Origin of the sequence: Azospirillum sp. INR13 (assembly GCF_015390205.1) — a bacterium.
Taxonomy (GTDB): domain Bacteria; phylum Pseudomonadota; class Alphaproteobacteria; order Azospirillales; family Azospirillaceae; genus Azospirillum.
Map to the genome: position 1 here is coordinate 57434 of NZ_VUOI01000007.1, position 19210 is coordinate 76643.

Sequence of the window (19210 nt, forward strand, 5' to 3'; positions counted from 1 at the left end):
TCGGCGGGTGTTTTGGCGGCCATCGGGCGTGCGTGTCGCGTCCTGTTTCAATCGTCCGGGAGTGGACCCCAAACCGTGCAGATCCTCAAGGCACTCATCGTCATCATGGGCGTTCTGATCGTCGCCGGCTTCACCTTTTTGGGGGTGGAGCTCTACAAGCGGATGTCGGACCCCAACCGCGCCTCCCTGACCGCCATCGCCCCCGCTCCGGCCGAAACCACCGCCGAGGTGACGCTGGACGTCCCGGCCGGTTCCCGCATCGGCGAGGTCGTGGTGGTCGGCAACCGCGTCCTGTTCAAGGTGACCCTGCCGCAGGGGCCGGACCGTCTCTACCTGATGGACCCGCGCAACGGCGCCGTCACCGCCACCATCACCGCCGGCCCCGTCTCCGGCAAGGCCGCTCCTTGAAGAACAGGTATCGCGATCATGTATGACTTCCGCAGCGACAACGTCGCCGGTGCCGCCCCGCAGGTGATGACGGCGCTGGCAGCATCGTCCTCCGGCACCGCCGCCCCCTACGGCAACGATCCCTGGACCGCGCGGGTGACGGAGCGGCTGTGCGCGATCTTCGAGACCGAGGTCGCGGTCTTCCCGGTCGCCACCGGCACCGCGGCCAACTCGCTGGCGCTGTCGGCGCTGGTGCCGCCCTATGGCGCCGTGCTGTGCCATGACGAGGCCCACATCTCCATCGACGAATGCGGCGCGCCGGAGTTCTTCACCGGCGGCGCCAAGCTGGTCCCGCTGGCCGGCGAGCATGGCAAGCTGACGCCCGACGCGGTGTCGCGCCACATCGCCAGGGCCGGCGTCGGCGTCGTCCACCGCGTCCAGCCCGCCGCCCTCAGCCTGACCCAGGCGACGGAAGCCGGCACCGTCTATACGCCGGCGGAGGTCGAGGCGCTGGTCGAAACCGCCCATTCCAACGGCATGGCCGTGCATATGGACGGCGCCCGCTTCGCCAACGCCATCGCCCGGCTGGGCTGCGCCCCGGCCGACGTGACGTGGCGCGCCGGGGTCGACGTTCTGACGCTGGGCGGCACCAAGGGCGGCTGCCTCGCCGCCGAGGCGGTGGTGTTCTTCAACCCGGCGATGGCCGAGGATTTCGGCTTCGGCCGCAAGCGCGGCGGCCATCTGGTGTCGAAGATGCGCTTCCTGTCGGCGCAGTTGGACGCCTGGCTGGCCGACGGCCTGTGGCTGACCCTCGCCGCCCACGCCAACGCCATGGCCGACCGGCTGGCCGCCGGGCTGACGGCGCTTCCCGGTGTCGAACTGGCCCACCCGGTGGAGGCCAACGAGCTGTTCGTCCGTCTGCCGGCGGCTTACGCCGAGGCGCTGGAGGGGGCCGGCTACGGCTTCTACCGTTGGGACGACGGCACCGCGCGGTTCGTAACGGCGTTCGACACGCCGGCGGCGGCGGTGGACAGCTTGCTGGGTATTTTGCGCAGCCTGCAAGAAAAGGCTTGATCGGCGGGGCAGGCTTGGTTAGAAACCCGCCCACGCCGATGACGTCCCCTTCGTCTAGAGGCCTAGGACACCGCCCTCTCACGGCGGTAACAGGGGTTCGACTCCCCTAGGGGACGCCAACCTTCCAAGGTTGGGTCGAGCGGCCGGTGGCAGCCTCCACCGCCGCTTCATACATCGGGACCAGACGTCCCCTTCGTCTAGAGGCCTAGGACACCGCCCTCTCACGGCGGTAACAGGGGTTCGACTCCCCTAGGGGACGCCATCCACGCGCTGCCATCCAAGCAGTCGGATGCATTTTTTGAGCGCAAGTTGAAGGTATAACGTCCCCGTCGTCTAGAGGCCTAGGACACCGCCCTTTCACGGCGGCGACACGGGTTCGACTCCCGTCGGGGACGCCACTTTTTCCTGCTTCACGTCTGAACGTCGTTGCCTCGCAAGTTTGCGGGGCTTTTTGCGTCCAGTCGAACGATCACTTATCTCTTTGAAAGGCGCATCGGGGGAGCCATCGGCATGCCTCTCCCCTGCTTCTGCGGGTGTGTGGTCGCGAATAACCGGCGGCGCCTACCCCAACACCCCCGTCCGATACAGCGTCACCCTGATCCCCCGTTCGACACCGACACCCCGCCCTCCTTGAAGGGCAGTTCCGTCGCCTTCGCCAAGGTGGCTTCGTTGGTGATGATGCCCACCCGCCAGCCGGAGAAGCGCGTCTTCAGCGTCTGGCCCATGGCGTGGTAGAGCGGGATCAGGGACTTGCCCTCGCCGATGCGGGCGCCGTAGGGCGGGTTGACGATGACGAGGCCGGGGGGACCCTCCGGCGGGGTCAGGTCGCTGATGGCGTGGTGGGCGAAGTCGGTCCAGGCGGAGACGCCGGCGCGTTCGGCGTTGGCGCGGCTCATGGCGATGGCGCCGGCGTCGCGGTCGCTGCCGTAGAAGCGGACGGCGGGCGCGGTGGCCGTGGCGTCGCCGCGCAGGCTCCGCCAGACGGCGGGGTCGAAAGTGGCGAGCTGTTCGAAGGCGAAGGAACGGGAACGGCCGGGCTTCAGGCCGGCGGCAATCTCCGCGGCCTCGATGACGAAGGTGCCGGAGCCGCACATGGGATCCACAACGGGAACCGGCTCGCGCCCGTCAAAGCCGCACTGGCGCAGGAACAGGGCCGCCAGCGTTTCGCGCATCGGCGCCTTGTTGACCGCTTCCTTGTGGCCGCGCTTGTGCAGGGATTCGCCGGAGCTGTCGACGCTGATGGTGCAGAGGTCGTCGTCGATGCGCGCCTTGATCTGGACGGCGCGCGTGTCCTCCTCGGGCGCGTCCTTGTCGACGGACTTCCCGGTCTTCTTGGGGGCGGCCTTGACGATGGGGGCGCCGAGTTCCTCGGCGATGGCGCGTTCGATGCGCTGGGCGGCGGCACCGGCGTGGTAGATGCGCGAGCCCTTGCAGGAGGCCTCGACCCGCACCGGCACGTCGGCGCGCAGGATTTGCGCCCAGGGAACGCGGCGCGCCCGCTTGTCCAGCTGCGCCAGATGGAAGGCGCGGAAGGACGCGATGCGCGCCAGCACGCGGGTGGCGCCGCGCAGTTCCAGGTTTGCCCGCCAGACCTCCGGCCAGCCGCCGGTGACCGTCACGCCGCCCTTCACCGCGGTGGGGTTCGCGAAGCCGCGGTCGACGGCCTCCGCGCACAGCACGGATTCCAGGCCGGGGGCGGCCACCAGGAAAATCTCGAAATCTTGGCCGGCGTGATCTTGGCCGGTATGGTCTGGGTCGGTGTTCATCCCGCCTACATAGCCCGAAGGCCGGCCGTCTACGACAGGATTCTCGCGAAGCGGCGGGTGGGCGGGAGATGGTCCCGATCGCCGCGCGGCGCCGCCGCTCATGTCGGTCGGCGGACGTCCGCGGCAGGTTCGGGAAGGTCAGGTACGCGTTACCGGTAAAGGTTACCGGTAGGAGCTGTGCGAGGCGATGGCGTTGCCGCGGACGGCGTCGGTACGGATGGTGGAGTCACCCGAGGCGGAGAGGCCGACGACGCTGTCCTGGGCCGTGCTGCCGAGGCCGAGCTTGGCGCGGGCGAAGTTCAGGTAGGCGCTGGCGCCCTTGGTGTCGCCCTGGGCGGCGAGTGAGCGGGCGACCGACAGGGCAGTGCGGGCGGCGTCGCGCTCGGTGCGCTCGGCGGTCAGGGCATCGGCCTGGACGACGGCGGCGGAGGTGGAGGCCAGCAGGCTGTCGAAGCCGGCATCCTGCGCGGCATTGGCAGTACCGGCGGCGAAGGTCAGGGCCGACAGCGACAGGACGGCGGCAACGGCGGTGGTTGAGAACTTCTGCGTGAACATGACGATGTCCTTATTCGAAGACGGCCCTGCCGGGGGATGCGCCCGGCGACGGGGGATTCGTCACCGGGCGCGGGGCGGGGCTGGAGGTTGACGTCCGGTCGGCGCCGGGGAGCGTCGGCCGTGAACACAGAGTTAACCGTCTGCCCCCGCCGGATAAATCCAGCAGTTCCGACAACACTATTCGCGTGGAAACAACAATCGACCCCTTGTCGCCAGCCCTTGGATTGACCGGGGGAAGCGACGCCCCCTATGATCGGATTGGAACACGAACAATCAGGCGGCCTTTCGATTCCGAACATAGGACGGGGCGGCCTGCCATCAGGGGAGCACGCGTTCATGACCGCGACCGATTTTGCCGACTGGCCCGCCGACCTGCTGGCGCAGGAGTTCCGCGGCAAGCGGGTTCTGGTGACCGGCAGCAGCCGCGGCATCGGTGCCGCGGTGGCGGCGGCGTTCGCCCAGCTCGGCGCCCGCGTCGCCATCCACGGCCGCGACGCGACGGCGCTGGAGGCCGCGGCTGCGGGGATGGGGACGGGAGTGGTCCCGCTGGCCGGCGACTTCGCCGACAAGGCGGAGGTCCGCCGGGTGGTGGAAAGCGCGGTGGACCGGCTCGGCGGCCTGGATGTGCTGGTCAACAATGCCGGCACCATGCTGGGCCGGGTGGCGCTGGGCGACATCGACGACGAGTTCCTGCAGCGGCAGTTCGACCTGAACGCCGCCTCCGCCGTCATCGCCAGCCGGACGGCGCTGCCGGCGCTGGTCGCGTCGAAGGGGGTCATCGTCAACACCGGCTCCATCTCCGGCCGGACCGGGGGCAGCGCGGGGTCGTCGCTCTACAGCGCCGCCAAGGCGTTCCAGGCCAGCCTCGCCCGCTCGCTGGCGACGGAACTGGCGCCGCACGGCATCCGTGTCAATGCCGTATCCCCCGGCACCATCGACACCGATTTCCACCAACGTTACTCGACCCCTGACAAATTGACGCAGACCGCGGCGCGCATCCCGCTGAAGCGGCTGGGCACGGCGCAGGATTGCGTCGGCGCCTACCTGTTCCTCGCCTCCGGCCGGCTTGCCGGCTACATCACCGGGCAGGTTATCGAGGTGAATGGGGGACAGTTCTATAACTAATGGCTGGAGCTTCGCAGTTTCGGAGCGGTGAAATTGGCAAATTGCAAAGCATTATCAAGAGTTTTGGCAAATTGCGAAGGGTTGCCGGCGGGTTTGCAGGCAATCGGCGGCGTTTTCGTAGGGTAGAAAAGCGATCCTGCCGTTAATGGTCCCTTGGCATTGTTCTTGTAATGTGACCGACCAATCAGCGGCCTAACCAAAGTCCGCTCCATCGCCAGTGGAAGCCGGGGTCACCATCATGAACGCCACCAGCCGGAACCAGCCCGCCAGAGCCGGAACCTTCGCCAACCTGCGGACGGCAACCAAGATCTACACCGGCTTCGGCGTCACGCTGGCGCTTCTGGTCGGGCTGGGGGCGGTGTCCTGGACGGGCTTGCGGTCGAGCGACGATGCGCTTCGTCAGTATGCGGGGCAGTCGCACGTCGCCATGACGGTGGCGGAGGCGGACACCAACATGGCCGACGCCCTGGGCTCGGCGGAGGAGTTCGTGGCCAGCGGCTCCCCCGCGGTGGCCGACCGGTTCCGCGGCGATGTGGAGACGTTCCGCCAGAAGCTGGACGCCGCCACCGCGCGGATGACCCGTTCGTCCGACCTCCAGACGGCGCAGGAGATCGCCACGCTGCGCCAGACGCTGACCGGCGGTTTCGACCGTCTCGTCGCCGCGCGGACGGAGCGCGACCAGATCGTCGCGTCGGTGGTGAACACGCTGGGCGCCGGCATCCGCCGCACGCTGAGCGACACCGTCAAGGCGGAGAAGGACGGCGGCAACCTGGACCGCACCGTGCGCGCGGCCGAGGTCAGCGAACAGTTCCTGCTGGTCCGCGTGCTGGTCGCCCGCTTCGTGGCGGAAACCAAGGCGGAGGATCTCGAACGCATCCGCAAGGACCTGGCCGACGTCACCGCGAAGGCCGAGGCGCTGCGCGGCGGGATGGAGGAGGGGCCGGTCAAGGCCAAACTGGCCGAGGCCGTCGCCAAGCTGCCCGCCTACCGCACGGGGATCGAGCGCATCGCGGTGCTGAGCGGCGAACTGCAGTCGCTGAACAGCCAGACGCTGGGCAAGGCCGGCAAGGAGATCGGCGACAAGATCGGGCTGATCCGCTCCAATTCCGCCGAATTCCTGGCGCAGCTGGAACGCAGCGCCGCCGCCGAGGTCGCCGCGGCCGAATCGCGCGGCACGGCGGTCACCGCGGTCGCCCTGCTGGCAGGCCTGCTGCTGGCCTGGGCGATCTCGCGCGCCATCACCCGGCCGCTCGGCGCCATCACCGGGGCGATGGGGCGTCTGGCCCAAGGCGACCTCGGCGTGGCAGTCACCGACGACGAGCGCCGGGACGAGATCGGCGCACTCGCCCGCTCGCTCCAGGTCTTCAAGACCAATGCGCTGGAGATGGGGCGCATGCGCAAGGCGCAGGAGGAGAGCGAGCGCAAGGCCGCCGAGCATCGCCGCCAGACCATGATGCAGATGGCCGACACCTTCGAAAGCACGGTGAAGGGCATCGTCGACACCGTCGCCAACGCCGCCACCGGTATGCGCGACGCGGCCACCGCGCTGACCGCCACCGCGCAGGAGGCGAGCGAGCGCTCGCTGCTGGTCGCCAGCGCCTCGGAACAGGCCTCGGCCAACGTGCAGACCGTCGCCACCGCGACGGAGGAGCTGTCGGCCTCCATCGCCGAGATCGGCCAGCAGGTGGAGAACTCCACCCGCATCGCCACCCAGGCGGTGGCCGATGCCGACGGCGCCGACCGCACCATGCGCGAACTGGTGACCGCCGCCGAGCAGATCGGCGCGGTGGTGGAGCTGATCAGCGGCATTGCAGCGCAAACCAACCTGCTGGCGCTGAACGCCACCATCGAGGCGGCGCGGGCGGGCGAGGCCGGCAAGGGCTTCGCCGTCGTGGCGAGCGAGGTGAAGGCGCTGGCCACCCAGACCGCCAAGGCGACCGACGAGATCCAGGCCAAGGTGCAGGAAATCCAGCAGACGACCGGCGGCGCCCAGAAGGCGATCGGCGGCATCGGCCGGACCATCGGCCGCATGAGCGAGATCACCACCGCCATCGCCGCCGCCATAGAGGAACAGGCCGCCGCCACGCGGGAGATCGCCAGCAGCGTCACCCAGGCCGCCCAGGGCACCGAGGAGGTGTCGAGCAACATCGCCGGCGTCAGCACCGCCGTTCACGAGACCGGCGACGCCGCCGGCCGCGTCCGCGGCACCTCGCAGGAACTCGCCGCCGAGGCGGAGCGGCTGCGCCGGGAGGTCGGGACCTTCATCGCGACGGTGCGGGCGGCGTAAGGCGCCCGCCGCGGCTGGGCGCCTGGGCGAGCTTCGCTCAGGTGCTCTCCCGCGCGATGAAGGTCAGCCCCAGGTCGACGCGGCGGCGCGGCGGCTCCTTGCCGTCCATCAGGTCGAGCAGCATGGCGGCGGCATGACGGCCGATGGCGTAGCGGGGCGTGGCGATGGTGGTCAGGGTCGGGGTGGTCCAGGCCGACGCCGGCAGGTCGTTGAAGCCGGCGATGGCGAGCTGTTCCGGCACCCGGATGCCGCGGCGCTGGCATTGGAACAGCGCGCCCTGCGCCAGATCGTCGTTGCAGAAGAAGACGGCGTCGCAGTCGGTGTTCTCGGCCATCAGCCGGTCGATCATCGCCGCGCCCAGATGGATGGAGGACGGGTCGGGCAGGCGCCACACCCGCTTCTCGTCATACAGCCCGGCCTCCTCCAGCGCGTGGCGGTAGCCGTCCAGGCGGGAGAGCGTGCGCGGGTCGAGCTGCACGGCGACGAAGCCGATGCGGCGGTAGCCGCGCTCCAGCAGATGGGTGGTCATCAGCCGCCCGCCTTCCTCCTGCGAGCAGCCGACGCTGAGGCTGCCGGGTTCGTCCAGCAGTTCCATCATGTGGACGGTCGGGCTGCTCAGTGCCGACAGGTAGGTGCGGGTGACGTCGGTGTGGTCGGTGCCGGTCAGCAGGATGCCGTCGGGCTGGAACTGAAGGTAGGTGCGGATCAGCCGCTCCTCCTCCTCCGGGGAATAGTGGGTGACGCCGATCAGTGCGCGGTAGCCGCGCGGCAGCAGCATGTCGTGGATGCCGGCCAGCGTCTCGACGAAGACCATGTTGGTCATCGACGGGATCAGCACGGCCACCGTCATCGACCGCGCCGACGCCAGCGCGCTGGCCGCCTGGTTCGGCACGTAGCCCATCGACTGGGCGATGTCGAGGATGCGCTGGCGAAGCTCCGGCCCGACCAGCTCCGGCCGCTTGAAGGCGCGCGACACGGTGATGGCGCTGACGCCGACCCGCTCCGCCACGTCCGCCATCGTCGCCCGGCCGGTGCGCGAAGAGCGCGGCTTGCGCGTCTTGACCGTCGGGGATGCAGGCCGATCATCGCCACGTGTCGTCACAGGGCTCCATCCTTCCAATCGTCTCTATGAAGAGGCCGGCGCGACGAAGCGCCACGCTGGATCGCTGATTACCGTTGTGTAGCATGGCCGGCAAGCGGCACCTGCAACCCGCGGCTCCCGCCAACCGGTTCGTCCGCAACTCAAACAAAACTCTTTACGCCCGTCAAGGTTAGCGCTAACAGTATCGTCATCTCGTGTCGGCGTCATCCGTGCATTCGGGCCATAGGGCCACGGATGTGCCTTTGGTCCGCACATGATAGCGCTAACACGTTTTTGTAGTGCGTGGCCGCCGTGACCTGCGAGGGCGCGGATGCCGCCTTGCACCGGGAATTGGGAACACGAGCCTCATGAACGGTCCCTCCATCTCGCCGTCTCCCGCCGCCGGCACCCGCCCGCCGGACAGCCTGTCCGCGGCACCGCCGGTCGTCGTGGTGATGGGCGTCGCCGGCTGCGGCAAGTCCAGCGTCGGCCAGAGCCTTGCCGCGGCGCTGGGCCATGCCTTCATCGAAGGCGATGCGCACCATCCGCCCGCCAACATCGCGAAGATGTCGTCCGGCATCCCGCTGACCGACGACGACCGCGACGGCTGGCTGGCCACGCTGGCCGGCTTCATCGCCGATGCGCATCGTGAAGAGCGCGGGCTGGTGGTCGCCTGTTCGGCGCTGAAGCGGCGCTACCGCGACCGGTTGCGCGGCGATTGCGAGCGGGTCGTCTTCCTGCATCTGCACGGCGACAAGGCGCTGATCGCTTCTCGCATGGGGGGGCGGACCGCCCATTTCATGCCCACCGCCCTGGTCGACAGCCAGTTCGCCGACCTTGAGATGCCTGCCGCCGACGAGGCCGCGCTGTCCTATGAGGTGACGCTGCCGGCGGACGCCATCGTCGCCGACGCCTGCGCCCGCCTGACCGGCGGGGAGAATATTGGGAGGACCGCATGAAACGCGTGGCGGATCTGCTGGAGCGGATCACCGAATGGATCATGGCGCTGATGCTGGCGATCATGGTCGGTCTCGTCTTCGGCAACGTCGTCCTGCGCTACATCTTCAACAGCGGCATCGTCGCGGCGGAGGAGATCGCGCGGCTGATGTTCGTCTGGCTGGTGTTCCTGGGCGCCACCGTGGCGCTGCGGCACCAGCGGCACCTGGGCCTGGAGATCGTGCAGAGCCGCCTGCCGGCCAAGGTCCGCCGCGTCTGCGCGGTGATCGCCCACCTGATGATGCTCTATGCCCTGTGGCTGTTCGTGCAGGGCAGCTGGATCCAGCTGCTGATCGGCATGGAGACCTTCTCCACCGTCCTGCGCTTCCCCATGGCCTTCTACGCCGCGGCGGGCTTCTTCCCGGCCATCGCCATGGCGCTGATCGTGCTGGCGAACCTGCTGCGGATCGTCACCAACCAGCCCGGCGCCCGCATCCCCGGTGATCCCGACACCACCATGGACCATCCGGACTCGCACGGTCCCGCCGTGGCGCCCCCGGCCCCCGCCCCGCACGGCAGCGCCGCCGTCGCCAAGCACTGAGCCCAGACGACCACCTGCGGACGGAGTTTCCGCCATGACCCTCACCATTTTCCTGGGCTCGCTGTTCGGCCTGATGCTGCTCGGCATGCCCATCGCCTTCGCGCTGATGCTGACCGGCGTCGCGCTGATGGTTCACCTGGATTTCTTCGACGCCCAGCTGGTCGCCCAGAACATGCTGAGCGGCGCCGACAACTATCCGCTGATGGCGGTGCCCTTCTTCATCCTGGCCGGCGAACTGATGAACGCCGGCGGCATCTCCCAGCGCATCATCAACCTCGCGGTCAGCCTCGTCGGCCACATCAAGGGCGGGCTGGGGTACGTCACCATCGGCGCCTCGGTGATGCTGGCCAGCCTGTCGGGCTCGGCCATCGCCGACACCGCGGCGCTCGCCACGCTGCTGATCCCGATGATGCGCGACCATGGCTACCCGGTGCCGCGCTCGGCCGGCCTGATCGCGTCCGGCGGCATCATCGCCCCGATCATCCCGCCCAGCATGCCCTTCATCATCTTCGGCGTGACCACCAACACCTCGATCAGCTCGCTGTTCATGGCCGGCATCGTGCCCGGCCTGCTGATGGGCATCGGTCTGGTCTGCGCCTGGATGTTCGTCGTCCGCGACATGACGGTGAAGCTGCAGCCGAAGGCGAGCGGGCGGGAGCGGCTGAAGGCGCTGGGCGACGGCATCTGGGCGCTGGCCCTGCCGGTCATCATCATCGGCGGCCTGCGCGGCGGCATCTTCACGCCGACCGAGGCCGCGGTGGTCGCCGCCGTCTATTCGCTGTTCGTCGCGCTGTTCGTCTACCGGCAGGTCACGCTGGCGCAGCTGGTGCCGCTGCTGGTCCAGGCGGCGCGCACCACCAGCACCGTGATGTTCCTGTGCGCCGCGGCGCTGGTGTCGTCCTACATGGTGACGCTGGCCGACCTGCCGCAGCAGATGACGGAGCTGCTGGCCCCGCTGATGGACAATCCGAAGCTGCTGATGCTCGCGATCGCCTGCCTGCTTCTGGCCGTCGGCACGGTGATGGACCTGACGCCGACCATCCTGGTGCTGGGGCCGGTCCTGACCCCGCTGGCGATCAAGGCCGGCATCGACCCCGCCTATTTCGGCGTGATGTTCGTCCTGGTCGGCACGCTTGGCCTGATCCATCCGCCGGTCTGCACGGTGCTGAACGTGGTGTGCGGCGTCGCCCGCATCTCGCTGGAAAGCGCCACCAAGGGCATCTGGCCCTTCCTGCTGACCTACATCGTGCTGCTCGGGCTGCTGATCGCCGTGCCGGAGATCGTCACCGCACCGCTGCATTTCTTCCGCTGACGCCCAAACGCCAAACGCCCGAACGCCAACCACAACGAAACGCCCAAGGAAGGAAGACCGACACCATGTTCCGCAAACTGCTTCTCGCCACCGGCATCGCCGCCGCCCTGCTCGCTCCCGTAGCCGCCGCCACCAGCGCTTCCGCCCAGGAGGTGAAGACCCGCATCATCCGCTTCGGCTACGGCCTGTCGGAAAGCAGCAACCAGGGCCGCGCCGTCAAGTATTTCGCCGAGGAACTGTCCAAGCGCAGCGGCGGCAAGTTCAAGATGAAGGGCTTCGGCGACGCCAGCCTGGGCAACGACATCCAGATGCAGAACGCCCTGATCGGCGGCGCGCAGGAGATGATGGTGGGCTCCACCGCCACGCTCGTCGGCATCGTCAAGGATTTCGGCGTCTACGACCTGCCCTTCCTGTTCAACAACGAGAAGGAAGCCGACGCCGTCCTGGACGGCCCCTTCGGCGAGAAGCTGCTGAAGGCGCTGAACGACAAGGGGCTGATCGGGCTGGTCTATTGGGAGAACGGCTTCCGCAACCTGACCAACAGCAAGCGGCCGATCACCAAGCTCGAGGACATGGGCGGCATCAAGCTGCGCGTGATGCAGAACCCGGTCTACATCGACATGTTCAACCGCTTCGGCGCCAACGCGGTGCCGCTGGCCTTCTCCGAGCTGTTCACCGCGCTGGAGACCGGCACGGTCGACGGCCAGGAGAACCCGGTCACGACCATCCAGTCGTCCAAGTTCTACGAGGTGCAGAAGTACCTGACCATTTCCCGCCACGTCTACAGCCCGTGGATCGTGCTGGCCAGCAAGCGCTGGTACGACGGCCTGTCGGCGGACGAGAAGAAGATCGTTCACGAGGCCGCCGTCGCCTCGCGCGAGTTCGAGCGCAAGGACAGCCGCGAGGCCTCGGCACAGAGCGTGTCCTACCTGAAGGAAAAGGGCATGCAGATCAACGAGCTGAGCCCGGCCGAGCTGGACCGCATGCGCGAGATGGTCAAGCCCGCCTTCGACAAGTACGCCGCCGACGGCGGTGCGGAGGTCCTGAAGGAGATCCAGGCCGCCATCGTCGCCGCCCGGAAGTAACGCTGCACCGCGCACACGCCCTGTGACGGGGCGAAGGGGACGGATGGGGGTGGATCGGGGAAGCCGGTCCGCCCCCTTCGTCTTTCGGGATCAACCGGCGGAGAGTTCAGTGCACACAAGTTGTTCGTGTTCAAATAAGCTGTGGTATTGGTCCAAAAGTATGATCTGAAGATGCGAATTCGACTGACTTCGTTCTCAATTTGCGAACGGCTCTCAATGTATTTCAGGCCAACAAATATTTTAGACAGCAATTTACGCGAATTTAACCGAACCGCGGGACAGTCGGCGTGGGGTGTCGTGCCTTCATTCGGATGTGTCGCGGGGAATGTCGATGTTCAAGAAGTTGCCGTTGGTGACAAAGCTGGTGTTGGCGATCGGGTTGGTCCTGGCGATCGGGCTGGGGGGCGGTTCGGTCGTGATCTCCGTCAAGAGCGGGGCGGACACCGACGAGCTGTCCTTCCAGGTCGGGGAGGAGTTGGGCAAGTACCATGCGGCGACCGTCGAGCGCCGGCTGAACGACGCCATGGACGTCAGCCGCCTGATGGGCACGACGCTGCTCAGCCTGAAGCGGAGCGGCATCGTCGAACGCGACAAGCTGAACGACTGGCTGAAAAGCCTGCTGGAGGCCAACACGGGGCTGATCGGCGTCTGGATCGGCATGGAGCCCAACGCGCTGGACGGCAAGGACGCCGCCTTCGCCAACAAACCCGGCAGCGACGCCAGCGGCCGCTTCATCTCCTATTGGAACCGCGGCGGCGGCAAGGTCCAGCTGGAATCGCTGGTCGGCTATGACGATCCCGGACCGGACGGCATCTACTACCAGCAGGCCAAGCGCACCGGCAAGGAGGTGATCGTCGAGCCCTACAGCTACACGGTCGCCGGCAAGAACGTGCTGATGGTGTCGCTGGCGGTTCCGATCATGGACGGCGGCAAGTTCATCGGCGTCGCCGGCGTGGACATCGCCACCGACGACATCTGGAACGAGTTGAAGACGGCCAAGCCGTTCGAGACGGGATCGGTCTTCCTGATCTCCAACGGCGGGGCATGGGCGGCCTACAGCAACCCCGACCATCTGGGCAAGCCGATCCTGCAGACCAACGAGCGGCTGAAGGACGCCATGCCCGCCATCCGGGACGGCAAACCCTTCTCCCATTTCTCGGTGTCGGCCAGCCTGAAGACCGACGTCAAGCAGCTGTTCCGCCCGGTCGTCGTCGGCAGCACCGGCACGCCCTGGTCGATCCTGGTCAACCTGCCGATCAACAAGATCGAGGTGCCGAAGCAGGAACTGCGGGCCTTCATCGCCGTGGGCGCGGTGCTGCTGACCGCCGGGCTTCTGCTGGCGCTGTGGCTGACCAGCCGCATGGTCGTCGGCCAGCCGCTGCGCCGGATCATCGCCACCATTCAGGCGCTGACCGCCGGCCGGCGCGACGTGGAGGTCACCGACCGCGACCGCGCCGACGAGATCGGCGCCATCAACCAGGCGCTCCAGCTGTTCAAGGAGAATGCCGGCCGCGTCGCCGAGATGGAGGAGCAGCGCCACCTGGAGGAGCAGCGCGCCGCCGAACAGCGCAAGCAGGAACTGGCCCGGATGGCCGACCGGTTCGAGGGCACGGTCGGCGGCGTGGTCGCCAGCGTGACCGAGCAGGCCGAACTGATCCGCACCGACTCCGAAGGGCTGTCGGCCATCGCCGAGCAGACCAACGCCCAGGCCGCGGCCGTCGCCAGCGCCGCCGACGTCGCCAGCGGCAACGTGCAGACGGTGGCCGCCGCCGCGGAGGAACTGGCCCACTCCATCGAGGAGATCAACCAGCGCATCGCCGCCTCGTCCCGCATGGCGAACGATGCGGTGGGGGAGGTCGAGAAGACCAACGGCACCGTCGCCGGTCTGGCCCAGGCGGCGCAGAAGATCGGCGACGTGGTGAACCTCATCCAGTCCATCGCCGGCCAGACCAACCTGCTGGCGCTGAACGCCACCATCGAGGCTGCCCGCGCCGGGGAGGCCGGCAAGGGCTTCGCCGTCGTGGCGCAGGAGGTGAAGAACCTCGCCAGCCAGACCGCCAAGGCGACGGAGGAGATCGCCGCCCAGATCGCCGAGATCCAGGCGGTCAGCGGCAGCGCCGTCGGCGCCATCCAGGCCATCGGCCACACCATCCTCGGCATCAGCGAGACGGTCACCGCCGTCGCCGCGGCGGCGGAGGAGCAGGGGGCGGCCACCCGCGAGATCAGCCGCAACGTCCAGCAGGCCGCCGCCGGCACCCGCGAGGTGTCGACCAACATCGACGGCGTCACCCGCGCCGCCGGCGAGACCGGCAGCATGGCCGCCCAGGCCCGCGCGGCGGCCGACACGCTGTCGCACCAGTCGGCCCAGCTGCGCACCGAAGTGCAGCGCTTCGTGGCGACGATCCGCGAGGGGTGAGAGGTGTGTGTGGGTGTCGGCTGACGATGCCCCCTCCCTAGCCCTCCCCCGCTCTCAGCGGACCTACGGTCCGCCTGTCGCGTCAGCACAAAGCATAGCTTTGTGCGAGAGCTGGGCGGGGGAGGGGATAAGTGCTTGATTGGGAGGGCAGCGGCAGTCCCTCCCCCGCCCAGCGGGGGAGGTTAGGTGGGGGCATCGTCAGCCGACGGCTCCCCCCTCAACAATCGAAAAACACCGTCTCCCCCTCGCCCTGCAACCTGATATCGAAACGGTAGACCACCCCGCCCGGCACCTCGGCGCGGTGGGCGATCAGGGTGTCGCGGCGGTCGGCTGGGACGCTCGCCAGCACCGGATCCTCCGCGTTCGCCGCGGCTTCGTCGGAGAAATGCAGGCGGGTGAAGGCGTGGCTCAGCATGCCGCGGGCGAACACCGTCACCGCGATGTGCGGGGCGTGACCCTGGTCGCAAACGCCCGGCTTCACCGTGTCGAAGAAATAATGGCCTTCGTCGTCGGTGCCGCAGCGCCCGAAGCCGGCCGCACCGGGAGCGTGGCGGCCGTTGGCGCCGGCCTGCCAGATCTCCACCACGCAATCGCGGATCGGCGCACCTTCGCCGTCAGTGACCACGCCTTCGATGCGGATATGCTCGCCGGCCATGCCGCGGGACGCCAGCCGGTTGGTCGCCAGCGGGCGGCGGCCGTAGAGTTCCGGGGTCCAGGCATAGGCGAAATAGGGGCCGACGGTCTGGGACGGCGTCTGTTTCAGCATTTGGCTCATGGCGGTCAACCCTCCATCGGCGTGGCCTGGCGTCCGCGCAGGACGATGTCGAACTCATAGCCGAGCGCCCACAGCGGCTCAGTCACGTCGATGGAGAAGCGGGAGATCAGCAGCTCGCGCGCCCCCTCCGGCACCCCGTTGTAGATCGGGTCGAGCGGCAGCAGCGGATCGCCCGGGAAATACATCTGGGTGACCAGCCGGGTCAGGAAGGACGGCCCGAACAGCGAGAAATGGATGTGGGCCGGACGCCAGGCGTTGTGGTGGTTGCCCCAGGGATAGGCGCCGGGCTTGATCGTGGTGAAGCGATAGCGGCCTTCCTGGTCGGTGATGCAGCGGCCGGCTCCGAAGAAATTGGGGTCGAGCGGCGCGTCATGCCGGTCCCAGCGGTGGACGTAGCGGCCGCAGGCGTTGGCCTGCCAGATCTCCAGCAGCGTGCGCGGCACCGGCCGGCCGCTTTCGTCCAGCACGCGGCCGGTGACGATGATGCGCTCGCCGATCGGCTCGCCGTTGACGCGGCCGTTCTTCGTCAGGTCGTTGTCCAGCGGATCGACGCTGTCATGGCCGAAGACCGGGCCGGTGCGGACCGACAGGCATTGCTTCATCGGGATCAGCGGTTTGGACGGCGAGCGCAGAACCGTCGATCTGTAGAGCGGCGACAGGTAGGGCGGGTGTTGTGCCCAATCTCGGGGGCCAAAGTCGCCTTCCGCCTCGTGAACGGCTGTGTCCATCTCGGGTGTCCTCCTGGGGGGCGGTCAGTTCTGCTGACGCTGTTGCTGCCTGTGGAGTGCCAGAACGCGGTCGATGAAATGGGATGCCGCGCCGGTGTAGCGCAGCGGGTCGAACAGGCGGTCGAGGCCGTCCATGCCCAGCGCCTGCACCACCTCGGCATCCTCGGCCAGAACGTCGCGCAGGGGCCGGCCGGTGGAGGACGCGAGGCGGCTGGCGTCGGCCACGCGGGAATGGGCGGCCATGCGGCCCATGCGGTCGCCCAGCGCCATGGTGACCGCCTCGGCCAGGATCAGGCCGCGGGTCAGGTCCAGGTTGGCGCGCATGCGCTCCGCATCGACGGTCAGGCCGGCGACGGTCTCGCGGGCATGGCGGGCGGCACCGGCGACGAGGCGGCAGAGGTCGGGCAGCGCCTGCCACTCGGCATGCCAGCCGCCGAGCCCGCGTTCATGCTCCTGCACCTGCGCCGCCAGCAGCCCGCCGACCAGGGCGGGGGCGCGGATGGCGGTGGAGAGCAGGACGGCGCAGGACACCGGGTTGCGCTTGTGCGGCATGGTGGAGGAGCCGCCGCGGCCGGGGCCGGTGGGCTCGAAGGCTTCGGCGACCTCCATCTGCATCATCAGCGAGATGTCGCGGCCGAGCGTCCCCAACGTGCCGGCGAGGATGCCGAGGGTGGAGGCGAGTTCGGTGATGCGGTCGCGGCTGGCGTGCCAGGGCAGGGCGGGCAGGGGGAGGTCCAACTCCTTCGCCAGCGCCTCCGCCACCGCCGGGCCGGCGTCGCCCAGGGCGGCGAGCGTTCCGGCAGCGCCGCCGAATTGCAGGGCGAGGCGGTCTCTCGCCGCGGCGATGCGCTGACGGTCGCGGTCCAGCGCGTCGAGCCAGCCGGCGGCCTTCAGCCCGAAGGTCGTCGGCAGGGCGTGCTGCAGCCAGGTGCGGGCGACCATCGGCGTGGCGCGGTGGCGGCCGGCGAAATCGGCGAGGCCGTCTGCCAGATCCGCGAGATCGGCGTCGAGGCCGTCGAGGAAACGGCGCAGCTGCAGCATCAGGCCGCTGTCCATCGCGTCCTGGCTGGTGGTGCCCCAATGGACGTAGCGGGAGGACTCCTCGTCGGCGGCCTTCACGGCACGGGTCAGGTGCCTGACCATCGGGATGGCGGTGTTGCCGGCCAGCGCCGCCTCCGCCCCCAGCGCGTCGAGGTCGTAGAGATGGGCCTTGCATGCCGCTTCGATGGCCGGAACCGCGTGGGCCGGGATCACGCCCACCGCCGCCTCGGCCCGCGCCAGCGCCGCCTCGAACTCCAGCATGCCCTGCAGCCTTGCGGTGGGCGAGAAGGCGTCGGCTGCCGCCTCGCTGGTGAAGAGCGGATCGAGCAGCGGGTCGGCGTGGCGGAGGACGGTCATGGTGGTCAGCCTTTGCGTGTCAGCCTTGTTGGGCGTCCTCTTCATCCATCTCCGCGTACACAGCGCGGGCCAGCGCGATGGCGTGGTTTCCGGCGGGGACGCCGGCATAGACGGCGGCCTGCATCAGGATTTCCTTCACCTCGTCGCGGGTGACGCCGGTGTTGCGGGTGGCGCGGATGTGCAGCTTCAGTTCGCCATCGTTGCCCAGCGCCGCCAGCATGCCGATGGTCAGCATGCTGCGCGTCCGGATGTCCAGCCCCGGCCGGGTCCAGATCTGGCCCCAGGCGGTCTTGGTGATGAACTCCTGGAAATCGGCGTCGAAACCGGTGGCGCGCTCCAGCGAGCGGTCGACATGGGCGTCGCCGAGGACCGAGCGGCGCACCGCCATGCCGCGGTCGTACAGATCCCGGTCCTTCATGTCAGGGTCATCCATTATAGATCCCTCAGGAAGCCGTCGATCAGGGTGGCCAGTTCCGCCGGTTTCTCGACACCGGGGATATGGGCGGCGCCGGGCAGCAGTTCGAACCGCGCGCCGGGGATGCCGGCCGCCAGCTCGCGGGCGAGGTCGGGCGGGGTCGCCACGTCGTCCTCGCCGCAGATCACCAGGGTGGGGGCGGTAATGGCGGCATTGTCGGCACGCAGGTCGGCGTCGCGGATCGCCATGGCGCAGCCGACATAGCCGTCCTCGGTGGTGCGGGCGACCATGGCGGTGTAGCCGCGGATCTGGTCGGGCCGGCTGTCGCGGAAGGCTTGCGTGAACCAGCGCGCCATCACCCCGTCGGATATCGCGGCCATGCCGCGGGCACGGATGGCGGCGATGCGGTCGGTCCAGACCGATTGCGGACCGATCACCCCGGCGGTGTCGCACAGGATCAGGCCATGCACGCGGGCCGGCGCCTTGACGGCGAGGCGCTGGGCCATCATGCCGCCGATGGACAGGCCGCAGACATGGGCGCGCGCGATGCCGAGCGCGTCGAGCAGGCCGGCGGCGTCGTCGGCGAGCAGGTCCATGCCGTAGCCGGCGTCGTCGCTGACCGGCGTCACCTGGGTCAGTCCATGGCCGCGCATGTCGTAGCGCAGCACGCGGTAGCGCTGGGACAGGTGCGGCACCACGGCGTCCCAGATGTGGAAGCTGGTGCCGATGGAGTTGGCGAACAGCAGCACCGGCGCGTCGTCCGGGCCGGTCAGGTCGTAGTGCTGGGTGATGCCGGCGGCTTCGATGAAGGGCATGGGGGTCCGCCTGTGGTGGTTGCGATGGGTGGGTGTCGGCTGACGGTGCCCCCACCCTAACCCTCCCCCGCTCTCAGCGGACCTACGGTCCGCCTGTCGCGTCAGCACAAGGCATAGCTTTGTGCGAGAGCTGGGCGGGGGAGGGGATTGGCGCTTGTCCGGGAGAGGGGCGGCAGTCCCTCCCCCACCCAGTGGGGAGGATAGGTGGGGGTTTAACTTACCCGCTCGATCATCACGGCGATGCCCTGGCCGACGCCGATGCACATGGTGCAGAGCGCCGTCCGGCCGCCGGACTGTTCGAGTTGGTACACCGCGGTGGTCGCCAGCCGAGCGCCGCTCATGCCGAGTGGATGGCCCGCACGGCGCCGAGATCGTCGGCCCGCACCGACGACAGGGATCCTGCATAGCGGCCGATGGGGGTGCGGATGGCGTCGCAGATATAGGCGTCACGCAT

At 68.8% G+C, this 19210-nt stretch carries 16 protein-coding genes, 3 tRNA genes and 2 pseudogenes; 12 read left to right on the forward strand and 9 right to left on the reverse strand.

The genetic code is table 11. From position 1 onward, the window contains the following. Positions 1-75 precede the first annotated feature (75 nt). The 5 genes from F1643_RS07995 (at position 76) to F1643_RS08015 (ending at position 1859) form a co-directional block, all read left to right on the forward strand. Complete coding sequence (locus F1643_RS07995) at positions 76-408, forward strand: hypothetical protein (RefSeq protein WP_194912462.1); 333 nt, start codon at positions 76-78, stop codon at positions 406-408. Between the two features lie 18 nt (positions 409-426). Further along, positions 427-1461, forward strand: a complete 1035-nt coding sequence (locus tag F1643_RS08000; RefSeq protein WP_194912463.1) for a low specificity L-threonine aldolase — start codon at positions 427-429, stop codon at positions 1459-1461. Between the two features lie 43 nt (positions 1462-1504). Next, positions 1505-1580, forward strand: a tRNA-Glu gene (locus F1643_RS08005). A 67-nt stretch (positions 1581-1647) separates the two neighbouring features. Beyond that, positions 1648-1723, forward strand: a tRNA-Glu gene (locus F1643_RS08010). 60 nt (positions 1724-1783) lie between these two features. Next, positions 1784-1859 (forward strand) — tRNA-Glu (locus tag F1643_RS08015). Positions 1860-2022: 163 nt separating this feature from the next. Here the strand turns inward: F1643_RS08015 and F1643_RS08020 are convergent. Together F1643_RS08020 and F1643_RS08025 are read right to left on the reverse strand one after the other, a co-directional pair. Beyond that, positions 2023-3227: pseudogene (locus F1643_RS08020) on the reverse strand (class I SAM-dependent RNA methyltransferase). A 162-nt stretch (positions 3228-3389) separates the two neighbouring features. Then, positions 3390-3782, reverse strand: coding sequence for a hypothetical protein (locus tag F1643_RS08025; protein ID WP_194912464.1), 393 nt, complete (start codon positions 3780-3782; stop codon positions 3390-3392). Between the two features lie 336 nt (positions 3783-4118). Here F1643_RS08025 and F1643_RS08030 point away from each other — a divergent pair, with 336 nt between their 5' ends. Beyond that, entirely contained in the window at positions 4119-4907 is a 789-nt protein-coding gene (locus F1643_RS08030) for an SDR family NAD(P)-dependent oxidoreductase (protein ID WP_194912465.1), read from the forward strand. A 238-nt stretch (positions 4908-5145) separates the two neighbouring features. Further along, positions 5146-7194, forward strand: a complete 2049-nt coding sequence (locus tag F1643_RS08035; protein WP_206692401.1) for a methyl-accepting chemotaxis protein — start codon at positions 5146-5148, stop codon at positions 7192-7194. A 37-nt stretch (positions 7195-7231) separates the two neighbouring features. Here the strand turns inward: F1643_RS08035 and F1643_RS08040 are convergent, their stop codons facing one another. Then, the gene (locus F1643_RS08040; protein ID WP_370540521.1) at positions 7232-8296 is read right to left on the reverse strand and encodes a LacI family DNA-binding transcriptional regulator; all 1065 of its coding nucleotides are present in this window, start codon (positions 8294-8296) and stop codon (positions 7232-7234) included. A gap of 347 nt (positions 8297-8643) precedes the next feature. On the opposite strand from F1643_RS08040, the gene F1643_RS08045 reads away from it, so the two are divergent. The 5 genes from F1643_RS08045 to F1643_RS08065 all read left to right on the forward strand — a co-directional run bounded on the left by F1643_RS08045 (position 8644) and on the right by F1643_RS08065 (position 14625). Then, the gene (locus F1643_RS08045; protein ID WP_194912466.1) at positions 8644-9234 is read left to right on the forward strand and encodes a gluconokinase; all 591 of its coding nucleotides are present in this window, start codon (positions 8644-8646) and stop codon (positions 9232-9234) included. Then, on the forward strand, positions 9231-9812 hold the full coding sequence (locus tag F1643_RS08050; RefSeq protein WP_194912467.1) for a TRAP transporter small permease: 582 nt from the start codon (positions 9231-9233) through the stop codon (positions 9810-9812). The genes F1643_RS08045 and F1643_RS08050 overlap by 4 nt, the downstream gene beginning before the upstream one ends. A gap of 34 nt (positions 9813-9846) precedes the next feature. Further along, positions 9847-11124 carry a TRAP transporter large permease gene (locus F1643_RS08055; protein ID WP_194912470.1) on the forward strand — a complete coding sequence of 426 codons (1278 nt, stop codon included), beginning with the start codon at positions 9847-9849 and terminating at the stop codon, positions 11122-11124. 65 nt (positions 11125-11189) lie between these two features. Further along, on the forward strand, positions 11190-12209 hold the full coding sequence (locus tag F1643_RS08060; protein ID WP_194912472.1) for a TRAP transporter substrate-binding protein: 1020 nt from the start codon (positions 11190-11192) through the stop codon (positions 12207-12209). A 331-nt stretch (positions 12210-12540) separates the two neighbouring features. Further along, positions 12541-14625 carry a methyl-accepting chemotaxis protein gene (locus F1643_RS08065; RefSeq protein ID WP_194912475.1) on the forward strand — a complete coding sequence of 695 codons (2085 nt, stop codon included), beginning with the start codon at positions 12541-12543 and terminating at the stop codon, positions 14623-14625. A gap of 217 nt (positions 14626-14842) precedes the next feature. On the opposite strand, the gene pcaG is transcribed toward F1643_RS08065, so the two are convergent. From pcaG to F1643_RS08095, 6 genes and pseudogenes are all read right to left on the reverse strand, one after another. Next, complete coding sequence (gene pcaG, locus F1643_RS08070; RefSeq protein WP_194912478.1) at positions 14843-15400, reverse strand: protocatechuate 3,4-dioxygenase subunit alpha; 558 nt, start codon at positions 15398-15400, stop codon at positions 14843-14845. Positions 15401-15405: 5 nt separating this feature from the next. Then, the gene (gene pcaH, locus F1643_RS08075) at positions 15406-16128 is read right to left on the reverse strand and encodes a protocatechuate 3,4-dioxygenase subunit beta (protein ID WP_194912480.1); all 723 of its coding nucleotides are present in this window, start codon (positions 16126-16128) and stop codon (positions 15406-15408) included. A gap of 24 nt (positions 16129-16152) precedes the next feature. Then, positions 16153-17526 carry a 3-carboxy-cis,cis-muconate cycloisomerase gene (locus F1643_RS08080; RefSeq protein ID WP_194912481.1) on the reverse strand — a complete coding sequence of 458 codons (1374 nt, stop codon included), beginning with the start codon at positions 17524-17526 and terminating at the stop codon, positions 16153-16155. 19 nt (positions 17527-17545) lie between these two features. Beyond that, the gene (pcaC, locus tag F1643_RS08085; RefSeq protein WP_194912482.1) at positions 17546-17944 is read right to left on the reverse strand and encodes a 4-carboxymuconolactone decarboxylase; all 399 of its coding nucleotides are present in this window, start codon (positions 17942-17944) and stop codon (positions 17546-17548) included. Positions 17945-17958: 14 nt separating this feature from the next. Then, positions 17959-18756 carry a 3-oxoadipate enol-lactonase gene (gene pcaD / locus F1643_RS08090; protein ID WP_194912483.1) on the reverse strand — a complete coding sequence of 266 codons (798 nt, stop codon included), beginning with the start codon at positions 18754-18756 and terminating at the stop codon, positions 17959-17961. Positions 18757-18968: 212 nt separating this feature from the next. After that, positions 18969-19112: pseudogene (locus F1643_RS08095) on the reverse strand (3-oxoadipyl-CoA thiolase); the annotation flags it as partial. Positions 19113-19210: the final 98 nt, after the last annotated feature.